Consider the following 17942-nt stretch of genomic DNA (forward strand, 5'->3'; position numbering starts at 1 on the left):
GGGAGGACCTTATGGCTCTCTTTCTGAATCCATGCTGACAGGGCGGGTGCGTTCCTGCGATGCCGTGCTGACCAGCGCGACCTTGTTAAGGCCCGCGCGGTTCAACTCGCCGAGCACCAGGCTGACGCGGCCATAATCGATCCCTTTGTCCGCCCGCAGGAATATCTGTGGCGGCTGATCATCCTGCGTTCCCGCCGACCGGATTTCCGCGAGGCGGCTGGGCAGATCGGTTTCCGTCACCTCTGAATCGTCGACGAAGATTGCTCCGTCGCTGTCGATGGAGACCACGGAGGGTTTCTGGTCCTGATCCAGCGCCTTGGCCCGGTTCTGCGGCAGGTTCACGGGCACGCCGGTCACCAGCAGCGGCGCGGTGACCATGAAGATGATGAGCAGCACCAGCATGACGTCGACCAGCGGCGTCACATTGATGTCCGCCATCGGCGCGCGGCGGCCGCCCCGGCGGTTGGAGGGGGAACCCATACCCATTATTTCTGGGCCTCCAGCTCACGGCTCAACATGGCGTAGAAACCGTCGGCAAAGCGCGCCAGCTTCGCCTCCAGCCGGTTGATGCCATGGCTGAACCGGTTGTAGGCGATGACGGCCGGGATCGCCGCGAACAGGCCGATGGCGGTGGCGAACAGCGCCTCCGCAATGCCCGGCGCGACAACCGCGAGGCTGCTATTCTGTTCTGCCGCGATCGAGGTGAAGGCGCGCATGATGCCCCAGACGGTGCCGAACAGGCCCACAAAGGGCGCGACGCTGCCCACGGTGGCCAGGATGTTCAGGCGGTCGGAAAGCTGATCGATCTCGGAGGCAGACGCGCTGCTCATGGCGGTGGCCAGACGGTCGCGGGTGCCGTCGCGGTCGATGGCGCGGGCGGCGGTGGAGCGGCGCCACTCGGTGACGCCAGCGGCCATGACCTTCGCGGCCGGAAGGTCGGACTTCGACTTGCCTTCGAAAAAGCGGTCAATATCCTCGGTCCGCCAGAAATCCTTTTCGAACTGGTCGCATCCCTTGCGGGTGCGGGAAAGCTTGACGCCGAAGCTGATGATGATCGCCCAGGTCCAGATGCTGGCGAGCAGCAGGCCCAGCATGACGATCTTCACAACGATATCGGCCTGAAGAAACAGGGCGACGGGTGAAATTGTGGCAGCGCCGGTGGCAAGGCTGACGCTGGGTAGGGCGATGCTCATATGCGGAGGTCTTCCCCTTGGCTGAGGCGGGTGAAAATTTCGATCCAGTGCCGCGGCTGACGCCGGGGGCGGCCCTGGGGTGTGATAAAGGCGACAGTGACGGTGCCTTCGGTCAACATATCCTCGCCGCGCAGCACCGACTGGTGGATTGTGCATGTCGCGGCGCCGATCGATTGCACCGTACTTTTCACCACCAGGTCATCGTCCAGGCGGCCCGGACGGCGATAGGCGATGGAGAGATCGGCAACCGCATAGACGCCTTCGCCCCCCTCCAGGTTCCCGCGCTGGTCGATCCCGGCCAGGCGCAGCATGTCCGATCGCGCGCGCTCCATATAGCGGAGATAATTAGCGTGATAGACCACGCCCCCGGCGTCGGTATCCTCAAAATAGACCCGCACCGGATAATAATGGACGCCCGACGCAAACAACCCGCCCACAGGCGCAGGCAGGCAAGGCGCATCAGGAAGTGCCGGCTGGGGCTGAAGGCGGGCAGGCATTGGGCCTTTAACCATGATGCGACTCGCAGGAAAAGCAAGAAATGACGGGAACGAAACCATTTGCGGAGCGGATGGCTCGGTTCGTCCTTGATGCGGAACGGCAGATCGATGGCCTAGGGTTGCGGCTTTTCTATCAATCCGTTCGCCCTGAGCTTGTCGAAGGGCTGCACTTCTCTTTGGTAAGGACAGGACTTCGACACTGACAAGAGTCACGCGCCTCTTGTCAGCCGTCCGAACGGATCCGCCTTAATCGAACAGCCCGTCCTGCGACCCTTCGGGCGGGGTGAGGCCCAGATGCTTCCAGCCAGGACCGTTGAGGCAGCGCCCCCGCGCGGTGCGGGCGATGAGGCCCAACTGGATCAGATAGGGTTCGATCACTTCCTCAACCGTGTCGCGCGGTTCGGAAAGACCAGCGGCCAGCGTCTCCACGCCCACGGGGCCGCCGCGATAAACGTCCGCGATCATGGTGAGATAGCGCCTGTCCATCAGGTCGAGGCCCAGATGGTCGACCTCCAGCCGGTTCAGCGCGGCGTCGGCGACCTTCGCATCGACTTGCCCCGCATTGGCGACATTGGCGAAATCGCGCACCCGGCGCAGCAGCCGTCCGGCAATGCGCGGCGTCCCGCGAGACCGGCGGGCGATCTCGGTCGATCCCTCCGGCGTGACGGCAAGGCCAAGCAGCCCGGCGGCGCGGCGCACGACCAGTTCCAGTTCCGGCACCGTGTAGAATTGCAGGCGCACGGGAATGCCGAAACGGTCGCGCAGCGGCGTGGTCAGCAACCCTTGCCGCGTCGTCGCGCCGACCAGCGTGAAATTGGGCAGGTCGATGCGGACCGATCGGGCAGAGGGGCCTTCACCTATCATCAGGTCGAGCGCACGGTCCTCCATCGCCGGGTAGAGGATTTCCTCGACGGCAGGGTTCAGGCGGTGGATTTCATCCACAAACAGCACGTCGCCCTCATCCAGATTGGTGAGGAGCGCGGCAAGATCGCCGGACTTGGCGATGACGGGGCCGGATGTGGCGCGGAAACCTACGCCCATCTCCTTGGCGACGATCTGGGCGAGGGTGGTCTTGCCAAGGCCGGGCGGGCCGAAGAACAGCACATGATCTAGCGCCTCGCCCCGCTGCTTCGCCGCCTGGATGAAGATGCGCAGATTCTCGCGCGCCGCCTGCTGCCCGATGAACTCGTCAAGCGACTTGGGCCGCAGCGCGGCGTCAGCATCCTCGGCGCGACGGGCGGGCGTGATGAGGCGGTCAGTGTCGGTCAATGATTAGAACTCTGGAAATCGTGATGCTCGTTGTGTGTTGGGATCGAAGAGGGCAGAGGCGAATATATTAGCATTATGCCGACGCTGATCACTCCGAGGGAAAAGAAGACGGCAGACGCCCAACCTGCAACCTGAGTAGGCCTAGCTTGCTGCACTGCAGATTGAATTTTCTGGTTGATCGCTTCGAAAGCTTCGGGGAGCAATTCGCCATCGTGAGCGACCGTTATCCAATAGCCCATCAATTCACCAAGCGGTCCAATAAGTGCCCGATTGGCGCGCTGACTCAGATAGCTACTCAATAGAGCTGCCATTATTCCTAGATAGAATAAAATCGCAATTATAACTCTCGCTCTAATGGAAATTAGCTGAAAGCTGAGCAAAGTGAAAATTCCTGCACTATTGATAGCCAGCAGAGAAGCAAGAAGCCACTTGTATGCGTCTTGATGAGCTTCCAATAAAACAGTTCTTGAATGAGTTGCGCTAGCAAGCTCTAACTCTCCAACCCGCCGTATAATGTCGGGATTAATATCGGTTGCGTCGTTGCTCACTTCGCCGCCTTCCGTAGCGCCAGCCGCACCAGCGCATCCAGCGTTGCGCCGTCACCGGCCTCCGCTTCGGCCGCTGCCACGGCGGCGCTGGCTTCGGCGGGCTTGAAGCCCAGATTCTGGAGGGCGGATACGGCGTCGGCGCTATGGCTGCCGCCGGGAAGGGGGGCGGTCCCCGCAGCAATCGCCGCGCCCGCCGGAGCCACGCCGATCTTGTCCTTCAATTCCATGACGATGCGCTGGGCGAGCTTCGGTCCGACGCCATTGGCGCGGGAGACCATGGCCTTGTCGCCCATGGCTACTGCTCGGTGGATTTCGGCAGGCTCCAGAGCAGACAGGATGGCCAGCGCCACCCGCGCGCCCACGCCCTGCACGCCGGTTAGCAGGCGGAACCAGTCGCGCTCCTCCGCGCTTGCGAAACCGACGAGGCGGATGGCGTCATCGCTGACCAGCATTTCGGTGTGGACGGTGACCGCTTCGCCTGTGAACCCAAGCGCGGCGAGGGTGCGGGACGAGGCGCCGACAAGATAGCCGACCCCGCCGACGTCAATCACGGCATGGTCAATGCCGGTGCTGTCCAATATGCCCCTCAGCTTCGCAATCATGCGATGGGCTTAGCGATGTTCCCGGTTCGTTTCGAGCGGAAAATTCGCAATTCACGAGTGAGATATTCGCACTATGCTAGTGGAATAACTGCTCTGTGGCCTTGTTTCGCCCAACTCGCCTCAACTTCATCAGCAAATCGCTAGTGTTTCCGGCCAATCCATCACCCGTAGGTGACTGACCATGTATGGATCGCCGCCACGCCATTCCCCCGCATCGGCTCCATGCCCAGCGATACGCCGTTGAACCACTCATTGCCGGTCAGCACGCCACGGTTCATCAGGAAGGTGTACGCCCCTTTGATATCCAGCATTCCCGTCAGCAGATCGCCGCTGCCGTGCAGGAACATGACGAAATCGTCCACCTTCGTCACCGTCCAGCTCCGCCCGGCATTGTCGACATAGGTGCCGATGGGCGTGCCGCTGCGCGCGAAGGACGCGGACCGGGGAGTGCTGTGCGTGTAGAATCCAATCTCCAGCTTCGTGCCGAAATCCTTCGCCGCGCCCGTCAGGAAGGATTCCGCCAGAATGTTGAACTCGCCATCCCCTGACAGGGACATATCGAACTGCATGGAAAGGGTGCGGATGTCCTTCACCTGCATCGGCTGCATCTTCGCCGCGCTGTTGACGGTCAGATAATGGCCGAAGGTGATCGCGTTATATCCGTAGACTCCGCATCGGGAAACGGTCGGGTAATTGTCCGGGACTTTGGCCGAAATCACGACATCATTGGGGAATGTCGATCGCAGGATACTGATGGTGTCGACAATATTGCTGCCCACCGCCAGCGAAGGGTCATAGGTCGCGCACCAGGGCGAGGCATAAGCGAAATAATCGCCCGGCGCATAAAGCGTGTTGTCCGGGAGGACGAGGCGTTCTTCCGTGGTCGCGAGGGATGATGTGGGCGTGGACGCGGGCGCTGGAGTAGGGGCCGGCGTCGCCACGCCCGCCTGCTCACCCTTTTGGGATGATGCCGATGCCGGCGCGCCATCGGACCCGCCGCCGCATGCGGCAAGGCCGCCAGCCATCATCCCCAGAATTGAGGACTTCCAAACAGATTTCATGATTGCCCACCGCAATAGTGCGGAACTTACGTCCGCGTGTTAATGGTTATCGCATTGCACCATTACAGTAAATTTAAAGCTAAGCTCTTATTCGCTGCGGAGTAGATTTGCCTTTTTTCTTATTAACTTAAGTCAATAAGTTTCATGGTTAACGCGATGTTGGCCTGTTCGGCACCGCGTGAACAAAACGGAAATATTTGAGTGAATTTGGTGCAGCGCCCACGAGAAAATTAAGCTTTTCCGGGGGTCGATTCGCTCTCGTCACAAGATCGGCGGGGAGCCAATATTGCTCCGGAAAGCGATTTTATCGCGAAATGCGCCGCGCCGTCGCCTGATGATGGGCATGGGTGATCGCCACGGCCAGGGCGTCTGCCGCATCGGGACCTGCAATGGCCGCGCCCGGCAGAAGGCGGCCGACCATTGCGTGAATCTGATCCTTGCTGGCGTTGCCGACGCCCACGACTGATTTCTTGACCAGCCGCGCCGCATATTCGCCAACGTCGAGATTGGCGCGCGCCGCGTTCAACAGGCAGACACCCCGGGCCTGGCCGAGCTTCAGCGTGGATTGCGGATTGGCGTTGACGAACACTTCCTCGACCGCTGCGCCGCCCGGCCGATGCGTCAGGATCAAGGTGGTGAGCGCTGTGTCGAGGGCCAGCAGGCGCTGGGCGAGGGGGGCTTTCGCGTCAGTCCTGATCTGGCCATTGGCGACATGGCTCAGGCGATTGCCATCGGCGGAAATAATGCCCCAGCCGGTCGTGCCCAGGCCGGGGTCGATGCCAAGGATCAGCATGAAGGGCGCCCCTCTCCATCCGGGGAGGGGCCAGTCATCAGCCCAGCTTTTCCATCACCGCGTCGGACACTTCATAATTGCCCCAGACCGTCTGCACGTCATCATCATCTTCTAGCGTATCGACCAGCTTGAGCAGGGTCGCCGCGTTGGTCTCGTCCATCTCGACCGTGGTCTGCGGCTTCCAGGCAAGCTTGGCGCTCTCCGCCTCGCCCAGCGTGGCTTCCAGAGCCTTGGCGACTTCATGCAGCGCGTCCATGGCGGTCCAGATCTCATGCTCGTCCTCGGACGAGACGACATCCTCGGCGCCCGCTTCCAGCGCTGCCTCGAAAATCTTTTCGGCGTCGCCTGCGGCGGCGGGATAGGTGATCAGGCCCATACGGTCGAAGCCATGGCTGACCGCGCCGGATGCGCCCAGATTTCCGCCATTCTTGGAGAAGGCCGTGCGGACGTTGGTGGCGGTGCGGTTGCGGTTGTCGGTCAACGCCTCGACAATGATCGCGACGCCGCCGGGGCCGTAACCCTCATAGCGCACTTCTTCATAATTCTCGCCGCCCGCCGCAGCCGCCTTGTCGATCGCGCGCTGGATGTTGTCCTTCGGCATCGATTGCGCCTTGGCGGCGTTGACCGCCAGGCGCAGGCGCGGGTTCATGTCCGGGTCGGGCATGCCCATCTTCGCGGCGACGGTGATTTCGCGGGAAAGCTTGGAGAACATGGCGGAGCGCTTCTTGTCCTGCGCGCCCTTGCGATGCATGATGTTCTTGAATTTGCTATGGCCGGCCACGGCCTGCTCCTGACATATCTGGTGTGAAGTGGGGCGCTGTCTAGCGGGCGGTCCCCGTCGAGGCAACATCTCGATGATATAGGCGGCCGGGCCGTTAATTCAGGCCGGCGATGACGCCAGTTGCGCCAGATGGCGGAGCTTGTGCGGATTGCGGATGATGTAGATCGCCTTGATCCGCCCATCCTCGATGTCGAAGGCCGTGGATTGCAACGTGTCGCCCCGCTCCATGCTGACATAGCCGGGCAGGCCATTGATGCGCCCGCGCCACAGGATGCGGCGTGGATAATCGCCGGACTTGTGCATGATGCCCAGGAAGAAGCGGGCCACCTTGTCCGCCCCCTTGATGATGTTCATAGCGGCGATCTTTACGCCGCCGCCATCGCCATGGAAGGCGACATCATCGGTCAGCAGACTGGCGAAAGCGCTGGTCTCGCCGCTCTGCGACGCTGCGAGGAAGGCGTCGACAAGCCGGTCGCCTTCGTCCTCCGCTATGCGGAACCGCGGCTTGTCCGTCTGCACATGCGCCCGTGCGCGCGCTGCAAGCTGGCGGCAGCTCGCCTCCGAGCGGCCGAGCTGGGAAGCGACCTCCGGATAATCCATGTCGAATATGTCGTGCAGCAGGAACGCCGCGCGTTCGAGCGGAGAAAGGCGCTCCAGCGCCAGCAGCAGGGCGACGGAGAGGGAGTCGGCGCGTTCCGCCTCGACATCCGGCCCGACGCCTTCGGCCACGGGGTCCGGCAGCCACGGGCCGACATATTCCTCCCGCCGCGCCCGCGCCGACTTCATCTGGTCTAGGCACAAATTGGTGACGATCCGGGACAGGAAAGCGCGCGGATTGGCGATACCGTCCTGCTCCGTCCGTTCCCAACGCAGCCAGCTTTCCTGCACGATGTCCTCCGCCTCCGCCAGCGAGCCCAGCATCCGGTAGGCGACGCCCAGAAGGTGCGACCGGTGGGTTTCGAAGGCGTGGGCGGGGAGCATCGGCGGGTTCTACAATCCGGCGCGAGGGACGGGAATGGCCTAATTCCGCAGCGGGTGGACCATGCCGAAGCCGACGCCGAAGCGGTTCCAGCCGTTGATCGTGACGATCAGCAGCGTCAGTTCCACCTTTTCCGCATCGGTGAAATGCGCGTCGAGCGCTTCATGGGCCGCCGCATCCGGGTGACCGGAGGCGAGCGAGGTCATTGCTTCGGCCCACGCCAGCGCAGCGCGTTCGCGCCCAGAAAATACCGGCGAATCGCGCCAGCCGCTCAGGACGAAGATGCGCTGCGGATTCTCGCCCGCCTTGATCATGTCGTGGCTGTGCATGTCCATGCAGAAGGCGCAGCCGTTCATCTGCGACACCCGCATGCGGACCAGCTCGGCCAGCGGCTTTTCGATCGCGCCTTTCAGCACCGCGCCCTCCAGCGCCATCATGGCCTTTGCGGCGGCGGGCTGGGCGTCCATCCAGTTCAGTTGCGTATGCATCATCTTGTCCTTTCATCAGGTGATGCCGACAAGACGAGACAGCCCCATGCTCTGTGACATGGGGTGCGCATTTTTTGTTCAGGCGAAGATTTCCTCCAGGAAATCCATCGACGCCTTCCAACTGCGGCGGTCCGCATCCGGGCTATATCCGAAATGCTGGCCGGGCATGTTGACCGATTCATCGGTGAAGGCATGGCCGGTATGGCCATAGGCGTGGATCTGCCAGTCGGCCTTGCCCTCGGTCAGTTCCTTCGCCAGCGCGGCCGTGGCATCCGGCGGGCATAGCGGATCGTCCCACCCGTGGCAGACCAGCACTTTCGGCCCGATCGGCGTGATGTTGGGATAGGGCGGGGCGTCATAGACGCCGTGGAAACTGACGACGCCCTTCACATCCAGGCCAGCGCGCGCCATGTCGAGAACGCATTTGCCGCCGAAGCAGAAGCCGAACGCCGCGCATTTCGACGGGTCGGTTTCCGGCATGGCCTTTAGCGCATCCAGGGAAACGCCGAGCCGCGCCTTAAGCAGCGTGCGGTCATTGTTCAGCTCCGTCATGTAGCGCGCCCTGTCCGGGTCGTCGCGGGTGGGGCGCTTGCCCTGGCCGAAGACGTCGGCGACAAAGACGGCATAGCCCAGCGCCGCGATCTTTTCGCCCCGCTCGAAATCGGCTTCCTTGGTGCCAAGCACATTGGAAATCAGCAACAGGCCGGGGCGCGGCCCGCCGGCCGGATCGGCGATGGCCATCCCCTCGAACGGGCCGCCGGGGCCGTCATATATCGTCACGCGCCGCTCGATGCCCATATCTCACTCCTCCTTTATGGCGCGGCTGTCCTTCCATGAAACAGTTGGGCGGGGCAAGTTGCGCGGGACGGATTTGCCGCTATTGAGGGCCGCAATTGGGCAAACCTAGCTTACGGAGACAGCGACCCATGCCGACACTCGTCCTCATCCGCCATGGCCAATCCGCGTGGAATCTTGAAAACCGCTTCACCGGCTGGTGGGATGTGGATGTGACGGAGAAGGGCGCGGGAGAGGCGCGGGCGGCCGGTCAGTTGCTGAAGGAGAAGGGGCTTGATTTCGATTGCTGCTTCACCTCCGTCCAGACCCGCGCGATCAAGACGCTGAACATCGTGCTGGAGGAAATGGGGCGTCTTTGGCTCCCCGTCGAAAAGGACTGGCGCCTCAATGAACGCCATTATGGCGGGCTGACCGGTCTCAACAAGGCGGAAACAGCCGCCAAGCACGGCGACGCGCAGGTCAAGGTATGGCGCCGCAGCTTCGACACGCCGCCGCCGCCGCTGGAGGCGGGCGGCGAGTTCGATCTGTCGAAGGACCGCCGCTATGACGGCATCGCCATCCCGTCGACCGAGAGCCTGAAGGACACGATCGCCCGCGTGCTGCCCTATTGGGAAAGCCGCATCGCGCCGGAGCTGAAGGCCGGCAAGCGGGTCGTCATTTCCGCCCACGGCAATTCGCTCCGCGCGCTGGTCAAGCATTTGTCGGGCATCCCGGATGAGGAGATCACCGAGCTGGAGATCCCGACCGGCCAGCCGATCGTCTACGAACTGGACGACAATCTGGCGGCGCTCGACCGCTATTATCTGTCGGAGCGTTGAGGCGCTTATCATGATCCGTTCGGGCTGAGCGAAGTCGAAGCGGCTTCGACAATCTCAGCCGTGCCCTTCGACTTCGCTCAGGGGGAGCGGATGTATGCTGGACGGCGCAGATTCATCCGGTTAAGGGGCTGTGCTTCCGGGCGGCGCGGCCGCACGTGTCAGGGGTGGGAAGCGCGGCAATGGCGGATCAGGTTCAGGTCGGCATCATCATGGGCAGCAGGTCCGATTGGGAGACCATGCGCAACGCCGCCGAAACGCTCGAAGCGCTGGGGATTGCGCATGAGTGCAAGGTGGTGTCCGCCCACCGCACGCCGGACCGCCTGTATGATTATGCGAAATCGGCCGCCGGGCGCGGACTGAAGGCGATCATCGCGGGCGCGGGTGGTGCTGCGCATCTTCCCGGCATGGCGGCGGCGATGACGCGCCTGCCGGTGCTGGGCGTGCCGGTGGAATCCAAGGCGCTTTCCGGCATGGACAGCCTGCTTTCCATCGTTCAAATGCCCGCCGGCATTCCCGTCGGCACGCTGGCGATCGGCAAGGCTGGGGCGACCAATGCGGCCTTGCTGGCCGCAGCGATGCTCGCGACCACGGACGATGACCTCGCCGGACGGCTTGAGGTGTGGCGCGCGAAGCAGACGGAATCCGTTGCGGAAACGCCGGAATGAAGGCGCGTTGATGACGGTCATTCCTCCCGGCTCCACCATTGGCATATTGGGCGGCGGCCAGCTTGGGCGAATGCTGGCGATGGCGGCGGCGCAGCTTGGCTATCGCACGCATATCTTCGCGCCGGAGGAGAGCGGTCCTGCCGCTGACGTCTCCCCCCACTGGACGCAGGCCGACTATACCGACGGGCAGGCGTTAGCGAAATTCGCTGACATGGTCGACGTCGTCACCTACGAGTTCGAGAATATTGACACGGCGGCGCTGGATGTGCTGGCGGGCCACGGCCTGGTTCGTCCGGGCGTCAACGCCCTGCGGATCGCGCAGGACCGGCTGGCCGAGAAGCGCTTCGTCTGCGACCTTGGCGGCGTGACTGCGCCTTTCTCACCGATCGACAGTCTGGACGATCTGGAGACGGCGCTGGAGCGGATGGACGCGCCCGCGATCCTCAAGACCAACCGCATGGGCTATGACGGCAAGGGGCAGGTGCGGATCGGCGATGCTGGCGAGGCGGTTGGCGCATGGAATGCCGTGAAGCGCGCGCCGTCGATCCTGGAAGGGTTTGTCCGCTTCGATCAGGAGTTTTCCGTCATCCTGGTGCGCGGCGGCGATGGAGACCTGCGCTTCTGGGACAGCGCGGCCAATGTCCATGTGGGCGGCATATTGGCGACCTCCACTGTCCCCGCCGGACCAGTGATCGCCGGACAGCTTGACGCGGCGCGCAGCATGGCGCGGGCCATTGCCGAGAAGCTGGATTATGTCGGCGTGCTGGCGGTCGAGTTCTTCGCGTCCGCCGAAGGACCCGTGTTCAACGAAATGGCTCCCCGTGTCCACAATAGCGGCCACTGGACCATCGAAGGGGCGCTGACCAGCCAGTTCGAAAATCATATCCGCGCCATCTGCGGCCTCCCGCTCGGCGACACCGGCCTTGCCGCCAGAACGGTGGAGATGCGGAACCTGATCGGCGACGAAGCGGCGGCATGGCCGGAGATACTCGCCGATCCGGCCAGCCATCTCCATCTCTATGGTAAGCATGAGGCGCGGCCGGGCCGGAAAATGGGCCATGTAACCCGGCTGGGGTTTTGATGATGCGCCGAGGAAGGGAAAACGACCGATGCCGCTGACCCATCCCGCCACTCACCCCGAAATCGTCCTGATCTTGGCCCGCGCCGACAATGGCGTTATCGGCCGCGACGGAAAGTTGCCCTGGCATCTCCCGGCCGACCTGCGCCGGTTCAAGACATTGACGCAGGGGCGGCCGATGGTGATGGGGCGCAAGACCTTCGACAGCCTGCCCGGCCTGCTGCCCGGCCGCCGCCATATCGTGCTGACCCGCGACGAGGCGTGGAGCGAGGAGGGGGCGGAGGTCGCCCACAGCGTAGACGCCGCCATCCGGCTGGCGAATGCGCCATCCATGTCGGTTATCGGCGGAGCGGAAATCTATGCCCTGTTCCTGCCCCATGCGGACCGGATCGAACTGACCGAGGTGCATGCGGATATCCCCGGCGACGCCAGCATCTCCTATCCCGATCCTGCTGGGTGGCGGGAAATTGCGCGGGAAACGCACTCTGCGGAAGGGGCGAAACCGGCGTTCAGTTTCGTGACGTTGCGCCGGGTTTAGGACCGAAAGCGATCAGTCACCACCGCCGTTCGCTTCGAGCGTAGTCGAGAAGCATTGCGCTTATTTCTCGACTATGCTCGAAGCGAACGGAGATGAGACTGGCTTTACGCATAGCCGCCATCAGCCCGTTTCGGCTTCATCTGCGCCTCAGCGACCTTGCGCACGGCTTCCGCGATTTCCTTGTCGATCGCAGTGCGTTGAGAGGCGGGGAGCGCCTGATATTGCTCATCCGTCAGGGCATGCTTCTTGAGCACGGCGTCGCGGGCGCGCTCCATCGGCGTTTGATGGCCGACCTTCTTCAATTCGTCGAGAATGGCGTCGAAGGCGGTCTTTACGCCCTTTGCGGCGGCCGGTCCGGCGACCGCCGATGTGGCGGCGCTGGCGATGCCGCTGATTGCGGAAGCGATAGTCATGCAAAAGTCCCCCGGATATGTGGCGGCACCATGCCGTATCATGCTTAACATCGGGTTTCGGCATGTCCGCGCGGGGCTTATGGATTGCGCGGGTTCACCTGCCCCCCTATAGCCCGCGCCATGCGGCGGCTGGATAGCGGCGCACCGATGCCCGCCGACCTGCGCGGAGCCATCGTCGCGCTGGGCAATTTCGATGGATTTCATCTGGGTCATCAGGCCGTGGTCGCGCGCGCCGTCGAACGGGCACGCGCCGAGGGGCGGCCTGTTATCGTCGCGACCTTCGATCCCCATCCCGTGCGCCTGTTCCGCCCGGATACGCCGCCATTCCGCCTCACCAGCCTGGACCAGCGGGAAAGGCTGTTCGCGGCGGCGGGCGCGGACGCGATGCTGGTGTTCCATTTCGATCATGCGCTGGCCACAAAGACAGCCGATGATTTCGCGGCGATGCTGGTCGACGAAATTGGCGCCGCCGCGGTCGTCACGGGCGAGGATTTCACCTTCGGCCGTAACAAGAGCGGCAATGTGTCCCGCCTTGCCCAACTCGGCAGGGCGCTGGGCATCACCAATGAGGCGGTGACGGCGGTCGTCGATGCTGAGGGGAATGTCGTATCGTCCAGCCGCATCCGGGACGTGCTGAAGGCCGGGGATTGCGCCACGGCGACGGCGCTGATGACGCGGCCCTTCGCCATTCAGGGGATCGTCCAGCATGGCGACAAGCTGGGCCGGACCATCGGCTATCCCACCGCCAATGTCGATATGGGGAAATATCTGCGCCCGGCCTATGGCATCTATGCCGTGCGTGCCGTGCTGCCGGATGGCCGGGTGCTGGACGGGGCGGCGAACCTGGGCATCCGTCCGACCTTCGACCCGCCCAAGGAATTGCTGGAACCCTATTTCTTCGACTTTTCCGAAAGTCTCTACGGCCAGTGCATAGAGGTGCAGTTGATCGAATATCTGCGGCCGGAGGCGAAGTTCGACGGGCTGGACGCGCTGGTCGCGCAGATGGACGCCGATTGCGATCGCGCGCGGCAAATCCTTGCGGCGACGCCACGGGTCGCGTAGGGCACCGGGCACGTTTTTCTCACCCGTTCGGGCTGAGCGAAGTCGAAGCCCTCCGCTGAGCGCAGCGAAGCGACCTCCCTATCGGTCGGTCAGGCCCTTCGACTTCGCTCAGGGCGAACGGATTTACGTTGATCCCGGACCAATATGACCGACCAGCCAAGCCAAGACGCCAAAGATTATAAAGACACCGTATTCCTTCCCAAGACCGACTTCCCCATGAAGGCGGGCCTGGCGCAGAAGGAGCCGGCGATCGCCGCGCGCTGGGCGGAGATGGACTTGTACGGGAAGCTGCGCGAGAAGCGAGCGGGGCGTGAGCGCTTCATCCTGCATGACGGTCCTCCCTACGCCAATGGCGACATCCATATGGGCCATGCGATGAACAAGGTGCTGAAGGACATCATCGTCCGCAGCCAGTCGCTGCTCGGCAAGGACGCGCCCTACATCCCCGGCTGGGACTGCCACGGCCTTCCGATCGAATGGAAGATCGAGGAGGAATATCGCAAGCAGAAGAAGAATAAGGACGAGGTCCCCGCCGCCGAGTTCCGCGCCCAGTGCCGCGCCTATGCGGAGAAATGGGTCGCGGTGCAGCGCGCGCAGTTCGAGCGTCTGGGCGTCATGGGCGATTGGGAAGACCCGTACCTGACCATGAAGTTCGACGCCGAGGCGACCATCGTCGGCGAACTGCTGAAATTCGCGGAAAGCGGCCAGCTCTATCGCGGCGCAAAGCCCGTCATGTGGTCGCCGGTGGAAAAGACCGCGCTGGCCGAGGCCGAGGTGGAATATGAGGATGTGACCTCGACCCAGATCGACGTGGCGTTTGAGATTGTGGAAGCCCCGAACGCGCCGGAACTGGTCGGCGCGCACGCGGTGATCTGGACGACGACGCCCTGGACGATCCCGGTGAACCAAGCTTTGGCCTATGGGCCGGAGGTTGAGTATGTATGTGTGGAGCTGTCCGTTCCGATCGTGTCCTCTGATGAAGGGCTGTCGTCTGAAATGGGCGCGCGCATGTTGGAGTGGTGGCGTCTTTGCCCAAAGCGTATAGTCGTTGCATCCGACTTGCTGACCGCATTTGGCAAAAGTGTCATTGGTCGGTTAGAGCGCAGCGCCTCAGATTTCATTGGTGAAACCGTGACCCTCGGATTTCAGGCGCGTTGGGCGGGTAAAGGCTCCCAACTCGCCGGTGCCAAAGCCCGCCACCCGATCTACAACTTTCTCCGTCACCCCGGCGAAGGCCGGGGTCCCGCTTCTTCTTCCAGCGCTGACCAAGGCAGCGGGACCCCGGATCAAGTCCGGGGTGACGCAGATTGGGAGCGGCGGCTGGCCTTCTTCGCCAAGCCACGCCCCTTCCTGCCCGGCGATTTCGTCACCACCGATGCGGGCACCGGCCTTGTCCATATGGCCCCGGATCATGGCGAGGACGATTTCGAGCTGTGCAAGGCGAACGGCATCAACCCCGTGTTCGCGGTCGAGGGCGATGGCAAATATCGCGAGGACTGGCTCTGGCTGGGCGGGCAGGGTTCGGTCATCAACCCCAAGTTCGTGAGCAAGGACGGGCCGATCTGCACGGACCTGCGCGAAGCGGGCGGGCTGCTCGCGGCGTCCGACGACTTCAAGCACAGCTATCCGCATAGCTGGCGGTCGAAGGCGAAGATCATCTTCCGCTGCACGCCGCAATGGTTCATCCCGATGGACAAGGCGCAGGAAAGCGGCGTCGTGGATTTGGACGGCGGCGTCCTGCCCACGCCGGTCGCCACCGGCAACGGGCCAACCCTGCGCGAAATCGCGCTGGACGCGATCGCCCATACCCGCTGGGTGCCGGAGCGCTCCACCAACCGCATCCGCTCGATGGTCGAGGGCCGCCCGGACTGGGTGATCTCCCGCCAGCGCGCCTGGGGCGTGCCGATCGCTCTCTATGTCAATCGCAAGACCGGCGACTATCTGGTTGATCCGGCTGTGAATGCCCGCATCGTCGAGGCGTTCAGAGCGGGTGGTGCGGATGCATGGTTCGGCGCGGATCATCAGGCGCTGCTGGGTGCGGACTATGACCTCGCCGACTATGAGGTGGTGAACGACATTCTCGATGTCTGGTTCGACAGCGGCTCGACCCACAGCTTCGTGATCGAAGGGCGCTATGGCGAAGGCGTGCGCGCCGATCTCTATATCGAGGGGTCGGACCAGCATCGCGGCTGGTTCCAGTCCTCGCTGCTCGAAAGCTGCGGTACGCGGGGGCAGGCGCCCTATGGCGCAGTGCTGACCCACGGCTTCGCGCTGGACGGGCAGGGCAAGAAAATGTCCAAGTCGCTCGGCAATGTCGTCGATCCGCTGAAGATCATCGCGGAGAGCGGCTCCGACATCCTGCGCGTCTGGGTCGCCAGCACCGACTATTTCGATGACGTGCGCATCGGCAAGGAAGTGCTGGCCGGATCGTCCGACGCCTATCGCAAATTACGCAACACTTTCCGCTATTTGCTGGGCGCTCTTTCCGACTTTACGGAGGAAGAGCGCGTCGCCCCCGCCGACATGCCGGAGCTTGAGCGCTATATGCTGCACCGGCTGGCGGAACTGGACGCGGAGATGCGCTCGGTCGTCGATAAGAGCGCAGGCAGCGAGAACTGGCTGGAATTCAGCCGCTACACCCGCGCGATGATGGACTTCGCCAATAGCGACCTGTCGGCCTTCTTCTTCGATATCCGCAAGGACTGCCTCTATTGCGATGCGCCGTCCGATCCCAAGCGCCGCGCCTATCGCACCGTGTTGGACACGCTGTTCCATGCGCTGGTCCGCTATGCCGCGCCGATCATCCCCTTCACGGCGGAGGAAGTGTGGCAGAGCCGCTATCCCGACCCGGATGACAGCGTGCATTTCCTTGATTGGCCGGAGGTTGACGCTGACTGGCTGGATGAGGGGCTAGGCGAGAAATGGGCGAACCTCCGCGCCAAGCGCGATGAGGTGAACGAAGCTATCGAGCCGCTGCGCCGGGAGAAGATCGTCCGCTCCAGCCTGGAAGCGGATGTGACCATGGGCGAACTGGTCGCCGCCGGAGACGTGGATTTCGCCGAACTGGCCATCGTGGCGCGGGTGGAAATGGGCGTTGGCGACGGCATCGCCGTCAAGCCCTCCGACTGGCACAAATGCGGCCGCTGCTGGCGTCTGCTTCCCGAAGTCACGGACGACGGCGCGCTCTGCGACCGCTGCGACGATGTTCTGAAGGCATGAGCTTGGATATATCCCGTCATCCCGGACTTGATCCGGGATCCATTGGCTCATCGATCATTCTGTCGCATAGGCATTTGCGCTCATGGATCCTGAATCCAGTTCAGGATGACGAAATAAGAAGCGAAGGCGGGGCGCAATTTCTATGACAAGCTATCATCGTCCCCTGGGCCTGTCCGTCGCCGCGCTGATCTATCTGGCCGATCAGTTCGTCAAATATGTGGTGTCGGTGCCCCTGGCGCTGCGTTCCCGCGCGGACGCGGGGATAGAGATATTGCCCTTCTTCAACCTGCGCTGGCTGGAGAATAGGGGCGTATCGATGGGCTTCTTCCATGCGAGCAGCGACACGATGCGCTGGGCGCTGGTGGGCATGACCACGGTCATCGCCGCCTTTGTTGCCGTCTGGCTGTGGCGGGAAAAGGCGCGGCAGGACGTGCTGGGCCTTGCGCTCATCCTGGGTGGCGCGCTGGGGAACATCACGGATCGTGTACGGCTGGGTTACGTCATTGACTATGCCGATCTGCATTTCGGCGAGTGGCGGCCCTTCCTGATTTTCAACCTGGCTGACGCGGCGATCACCGTCGGCGTGCTGATCCTGCTTGCGCGGGCGTTGCTGCTGCGCGAGAAGACGGTAAATACGGAGTCATGATAGCAATGCGTAAATTCCTCCTCGCCGCCGGTATGCTTGCCGGTCTTGCGGCTGTTTCGGCTTGTGGTTCGCGGGGCCTTTCCGGCCGCGACCGCCCGGATGAATTCGCCGTGTCGCGTCAGGCTCCTTTGATCATTCCGCCCGATTTCGCGCTTGTCCCGCCTGCTCCGGGCGCTGCTCCGGCAGCTTCGGCCGATTCCAGCCGGCAGGCGATGGACGCCATGTTCGGCGGCGCGGCCGCCCGCAGCCCCGCCGAAGCCGCTGCGCTCCGCGCCGCTGGCCGCGACAGCGCTACGCCGGGCATCCGTTCCGAAGTCGGCGAGACCAGCGGTACAGTGGTGGACAAGGGCGCGACCGCCCGCGACATCATCGCAGCGCCGGAAGGCGATGGCCAGAATGCGAAGGCGTCGATCCCGCAATAAGCGGGTTTCCTCGACACCATTGGAAAGGGCGCCTCAAGGCGCCCTTTTTGTTTTGCGGGATTTTATCCGTTCGGG

General features: G+C 63.2%; 21 protein-coding genes. 8 read left to right on the top strand and 13 right to left on the bottom strand.

Annotated features, from left to right (window positions below):
* Window positions 1-9: 9 nt before the first annotated feature.
* The 12 genes from KFK14_RS06545 to KFK14_RS06600 all read right to left on the bottom strand — a co-directional run bounded on the left by KFK14_RS06545 (window position 10) and on the right by KFK14_RS06600 (window position 9009).
* Window positions 10-486, bottom strand: coding sequence for an ExbD/TolR family protein (locus KFK14_RS06545; protein WP_070151665.1), 477 nt, complete (start codon window positions 484-486; stop codon window positions 10-12).
* Window positions 486-1193, bottom strand: coding sequence for a protein TolQ (tolQ, locus tag KFK14_RS06550; protein ID WP_070151667.1), 708 nt, complete (start codon window positions 1191-1193; stop codon window positions 486-488). Before tolQ ends, KFK14_RS06545 begins: the two co-directional genes overlap by 1 nt.
* Window positions 1190-1690 (bottom strand): YbgC/FadM family acyl-CoA thioesterase, encoded by a 501-nt coding sequence (locus KFK14_RS06555; protein WP_212610306.1) that lies wholly within the window; start codon window positions 1688-1690, stop codon window positions 1190-1192. Before KFK14_RS06555 ends, tolQ begins: the two co-directional genes overlap by 4 nt.
* Window positions 1691-1936: 246 nt before the next feature.
* The gene (gene ruvB, locus KFK14_RS06560) at window positions 1937-2959 is read right to left on the bottom strand and encodes a Holliday junction branch migration DNA helicase RuvB (protein ID WP_212610307.1); all 1023 of its coding nucleotides are present in this window, start codon (window positions 2957-2959) and stop codon (window positions 1937-1939) included.
* Complete coding sequence (locus KFK14_RS06565; RefSeq protein WP_070151674.1) at window positions 2956-3507, bottom strand: hypothetical protein; 552 nt, start codon at window positions 3505-3507, stop codon at window positions 2956-2958. Before KFK14_RS06565 ends, ruvB begins: the two co-directional genes overlap by 4 nt.
* Window positions 3504-4109: a Holliday junction branch migration protein RuvA gene (gene ruvA / locus KFK14_RS06570; protein ID WP_212610308.1), complete on the bottom strand. Its 606-nt coding sequence runs from the start codon at window positions 4107-4109 to the stop codon at window positions 3504-3506. Before ruvA ends, KFK14_RS06565 begins: the two co-directional genes overlap by 4 nt.
* A gap of 161 nt (window positions 4110-4270) precedes the next feature.
* Window positions 4271-5170, bottom strand: coding sequence for a hypothetical protein (locus tag KFK14_RS06575; protein ID WP_212610309.1), 900 nt, complete (start codon window positions 5168-5170; stop codon window positions 4271-4273).
* 304 nt (window positions 5171-5474) lie between these two features.
* On the bottom strand, window positions 5475-5963 hold the full coding sequence (gene ruvC, locus KFK14_RS06580; protein WP_212610310.1) for a crossover junction endodeoxyribonuclease RuvC: 489 nt from the start codon (window positions 5961-5963) through the stop codon (window positions 5475-5477).
* 37 nt (window positions 5964-6000) lie between these two features.
* Complete coding sequence (locus KFK14_RS06585; RefSeq protein ID WP_212610311.1) at window positions 6001-6744, bottom strand: YebC/PmpR family DNA-binding transcriptional regulator; 744 nt, start codon at window positions 6742-6744, stop codon at window positions 6001-6003.
* A 99-nt stretch (window positions 6745-6843) separates the two neighbouring features.
* Window positions 6844-7725 (bottom strand): sigma-70 family RNA polymerase sigma factor, encoded by an 882-nt coding sequence (locus KFK14_RS06590; RefSeq protein ID WP_212610312.1) that lies wholly within the window; start codon window positions 7723-7725, stop codon window positions 6844-6846.
* Between the two features lie 39 nt (window positions 7726-7764).
* Window positions 7765-8214 carry a carboxymuconolactone decarboxylase family protein gene (locus KFK14_RS06595; protein WP_246524935.1) on the bottom strand — a complete coding sequence of 150 codons (450 nt, stop codon included), beginning with the start codon at window positions 8212-8214 and terminating at the stop codon, window positions 7765-7767.
* 75 nt (window positions 8215-8289) lie between these two features.
* Window positions 8290-9009: a dienelactone hydrolase family protein gene (locus KFK14_RS06600; RefSeq protein WP_212610313.1), complete on the bottom strand. Its 720-nt coding sequence runs from the start codon at window positions 9007-9009 to the stop codon at window positions 8290-8292.
* A gap of 128 nt (window positions 9010-9137) precedes the next feature.
* Between KFK14_RS06600 and gpmA the strand changes: the two genes are divergently transcribed.
* The 4 genes from gpmA to KFK14_RS06620 all read left to right on the top strand — a co-directional run bounded on the left by gpmA (window position 9138) and on the right by KFK14_RS06620 (window position 12105).
* Entirely contained in the window at window positions 9138-9824 is a 687-nt protein-coding gene (gene gpmA / locus KFK14_RS06605) for a 2,3-diphosphoglycerate-dependent phosphoglycerate mutase (protein WP_212610314.1), read from the top strand.
* A gap of 179 nt (window positions 9825-10003) precedes the next feature.
* Window positions 10004-10489, top strand: coding sequence for a 5-(carboxyamino)imidazole ribonucleotide mutase (gene purE / locus KFK14_RS06610; protein ID WP_212610315.1), 486 nt, complete (start codon window positions 10004-10006; stop codon window positions 10487-10489).
* A 10-nt stretch (window positions 10490-10499) separates the two neighbouring features.
* Entirely contained in the window at window positions 10500-11570 is a 1071-nt protein-coding gene (locus KFK14_RS06615) for a 5-(carboxyamino)imidazole ribonucleotide synthase (RefSeq protein WP_212610316.1), read from the top strand.
* 28 nt (window positions 11571-11598) lie between these two features.
* Window positions 11599-12105 carry a dihydrofolate reductase gene (locus tag KFK14_RS06620; protein WP_212610317.1) on the top strand — a complete coding sequence of 169 codons (507 nt, stop codon included), beginning with the start codon at window positions 11599-11601 and terminating at the stop codon, window positions 12103-12105.
* A 104-nt stretch (window positions 12106-12209) separates the two neighbouring features.
* Here the strand turns inward: KFK14_RS06620 and KFK14_RS06625 are convergent, their stop codons facing one another.
* Window positions 12210-12518, bottom strand: a complete 309-nt coding sequence (locus tag KFK14_RS06625; RefSeq protein ID WP_212610318.1) for a hypothetical protein — start codon at window positions 12516-12518, stop codon at window positions 12210-12212.
* Between the two features lie 120 nt (window positions 12519-12638).
* On the opposite strand from KFK14_RS06625, the gene KFK14_RS06630 reads away from it, so the two are divergent.
* The 4 genes from KFK14_RS06630 to KFK14_RS06645 all read left to right on the top strand — a co-directional run bounded on the left by KFK14_RS06630 (window position 12639) and on the right by KFK14_RS06645 (window position 17867).
* A complete protein-coding gene (locus KFK14_RS06630) occupies window positions 12639-13580 on the top strand; it encodes a bifunctional riboflavin kinase/FAD synthetase (protein WP_212610319.1) in 942 nt (313 codons plus the stop codon).
* Between the two features lie 144 nt (window positions 13581-13724).
* Complete coding sequence (locus tag KFK14_RS06635) at window positions 13725-16799, top strand: isoleucine--tRNA ligase (protein WP_212610320.1); 3075 nt, start codon at window positions 13725-13727, stop codon at window positions 16797-16799.
* A gap of 142 nt (window positions 16800-16941) precedes the next feature.
* Window positions 16942-17445 carry a signal peptidase II gene (gene lspA / locus KFK14_RS06640; protein ID WP_212610321.1) on the top strand — a complete coding sequence of 168 codons (504 nt, stop codon included), beginning with the start codon at window positions 16942-16944 and terminating at the stop codon, window positions 17443-17445.
* A 5-nt stretch (window positions 17446-17450) separates the two neighbouring features.
* Window positions 17451-17867 carry a DUF3035 domain-containing protein gene (locus KFK14_RS06645; protein ID WP_070151704.1) on the top strand — a complete coding sequence of 139 codons (417 nt, stop codon included), beginning with the start codon at window positions 17451-17453 and terminating at the stop codon, window positions 17865-17867.
* Window positions 17868-17942: the final 75 nt, after the last annotated feature.

Origin of the sequence: Sphingobium phenoxybenzoativorans, assembly GCF_018286635.1 — a bacterium.
Lineage (GTDB): Bacteria > Pseudomonadota > Alphaproteobacteria > Sphingomonadales > Sphingomonadaceae > Sphingobium > Sphingobium phenoxybenzoativorans.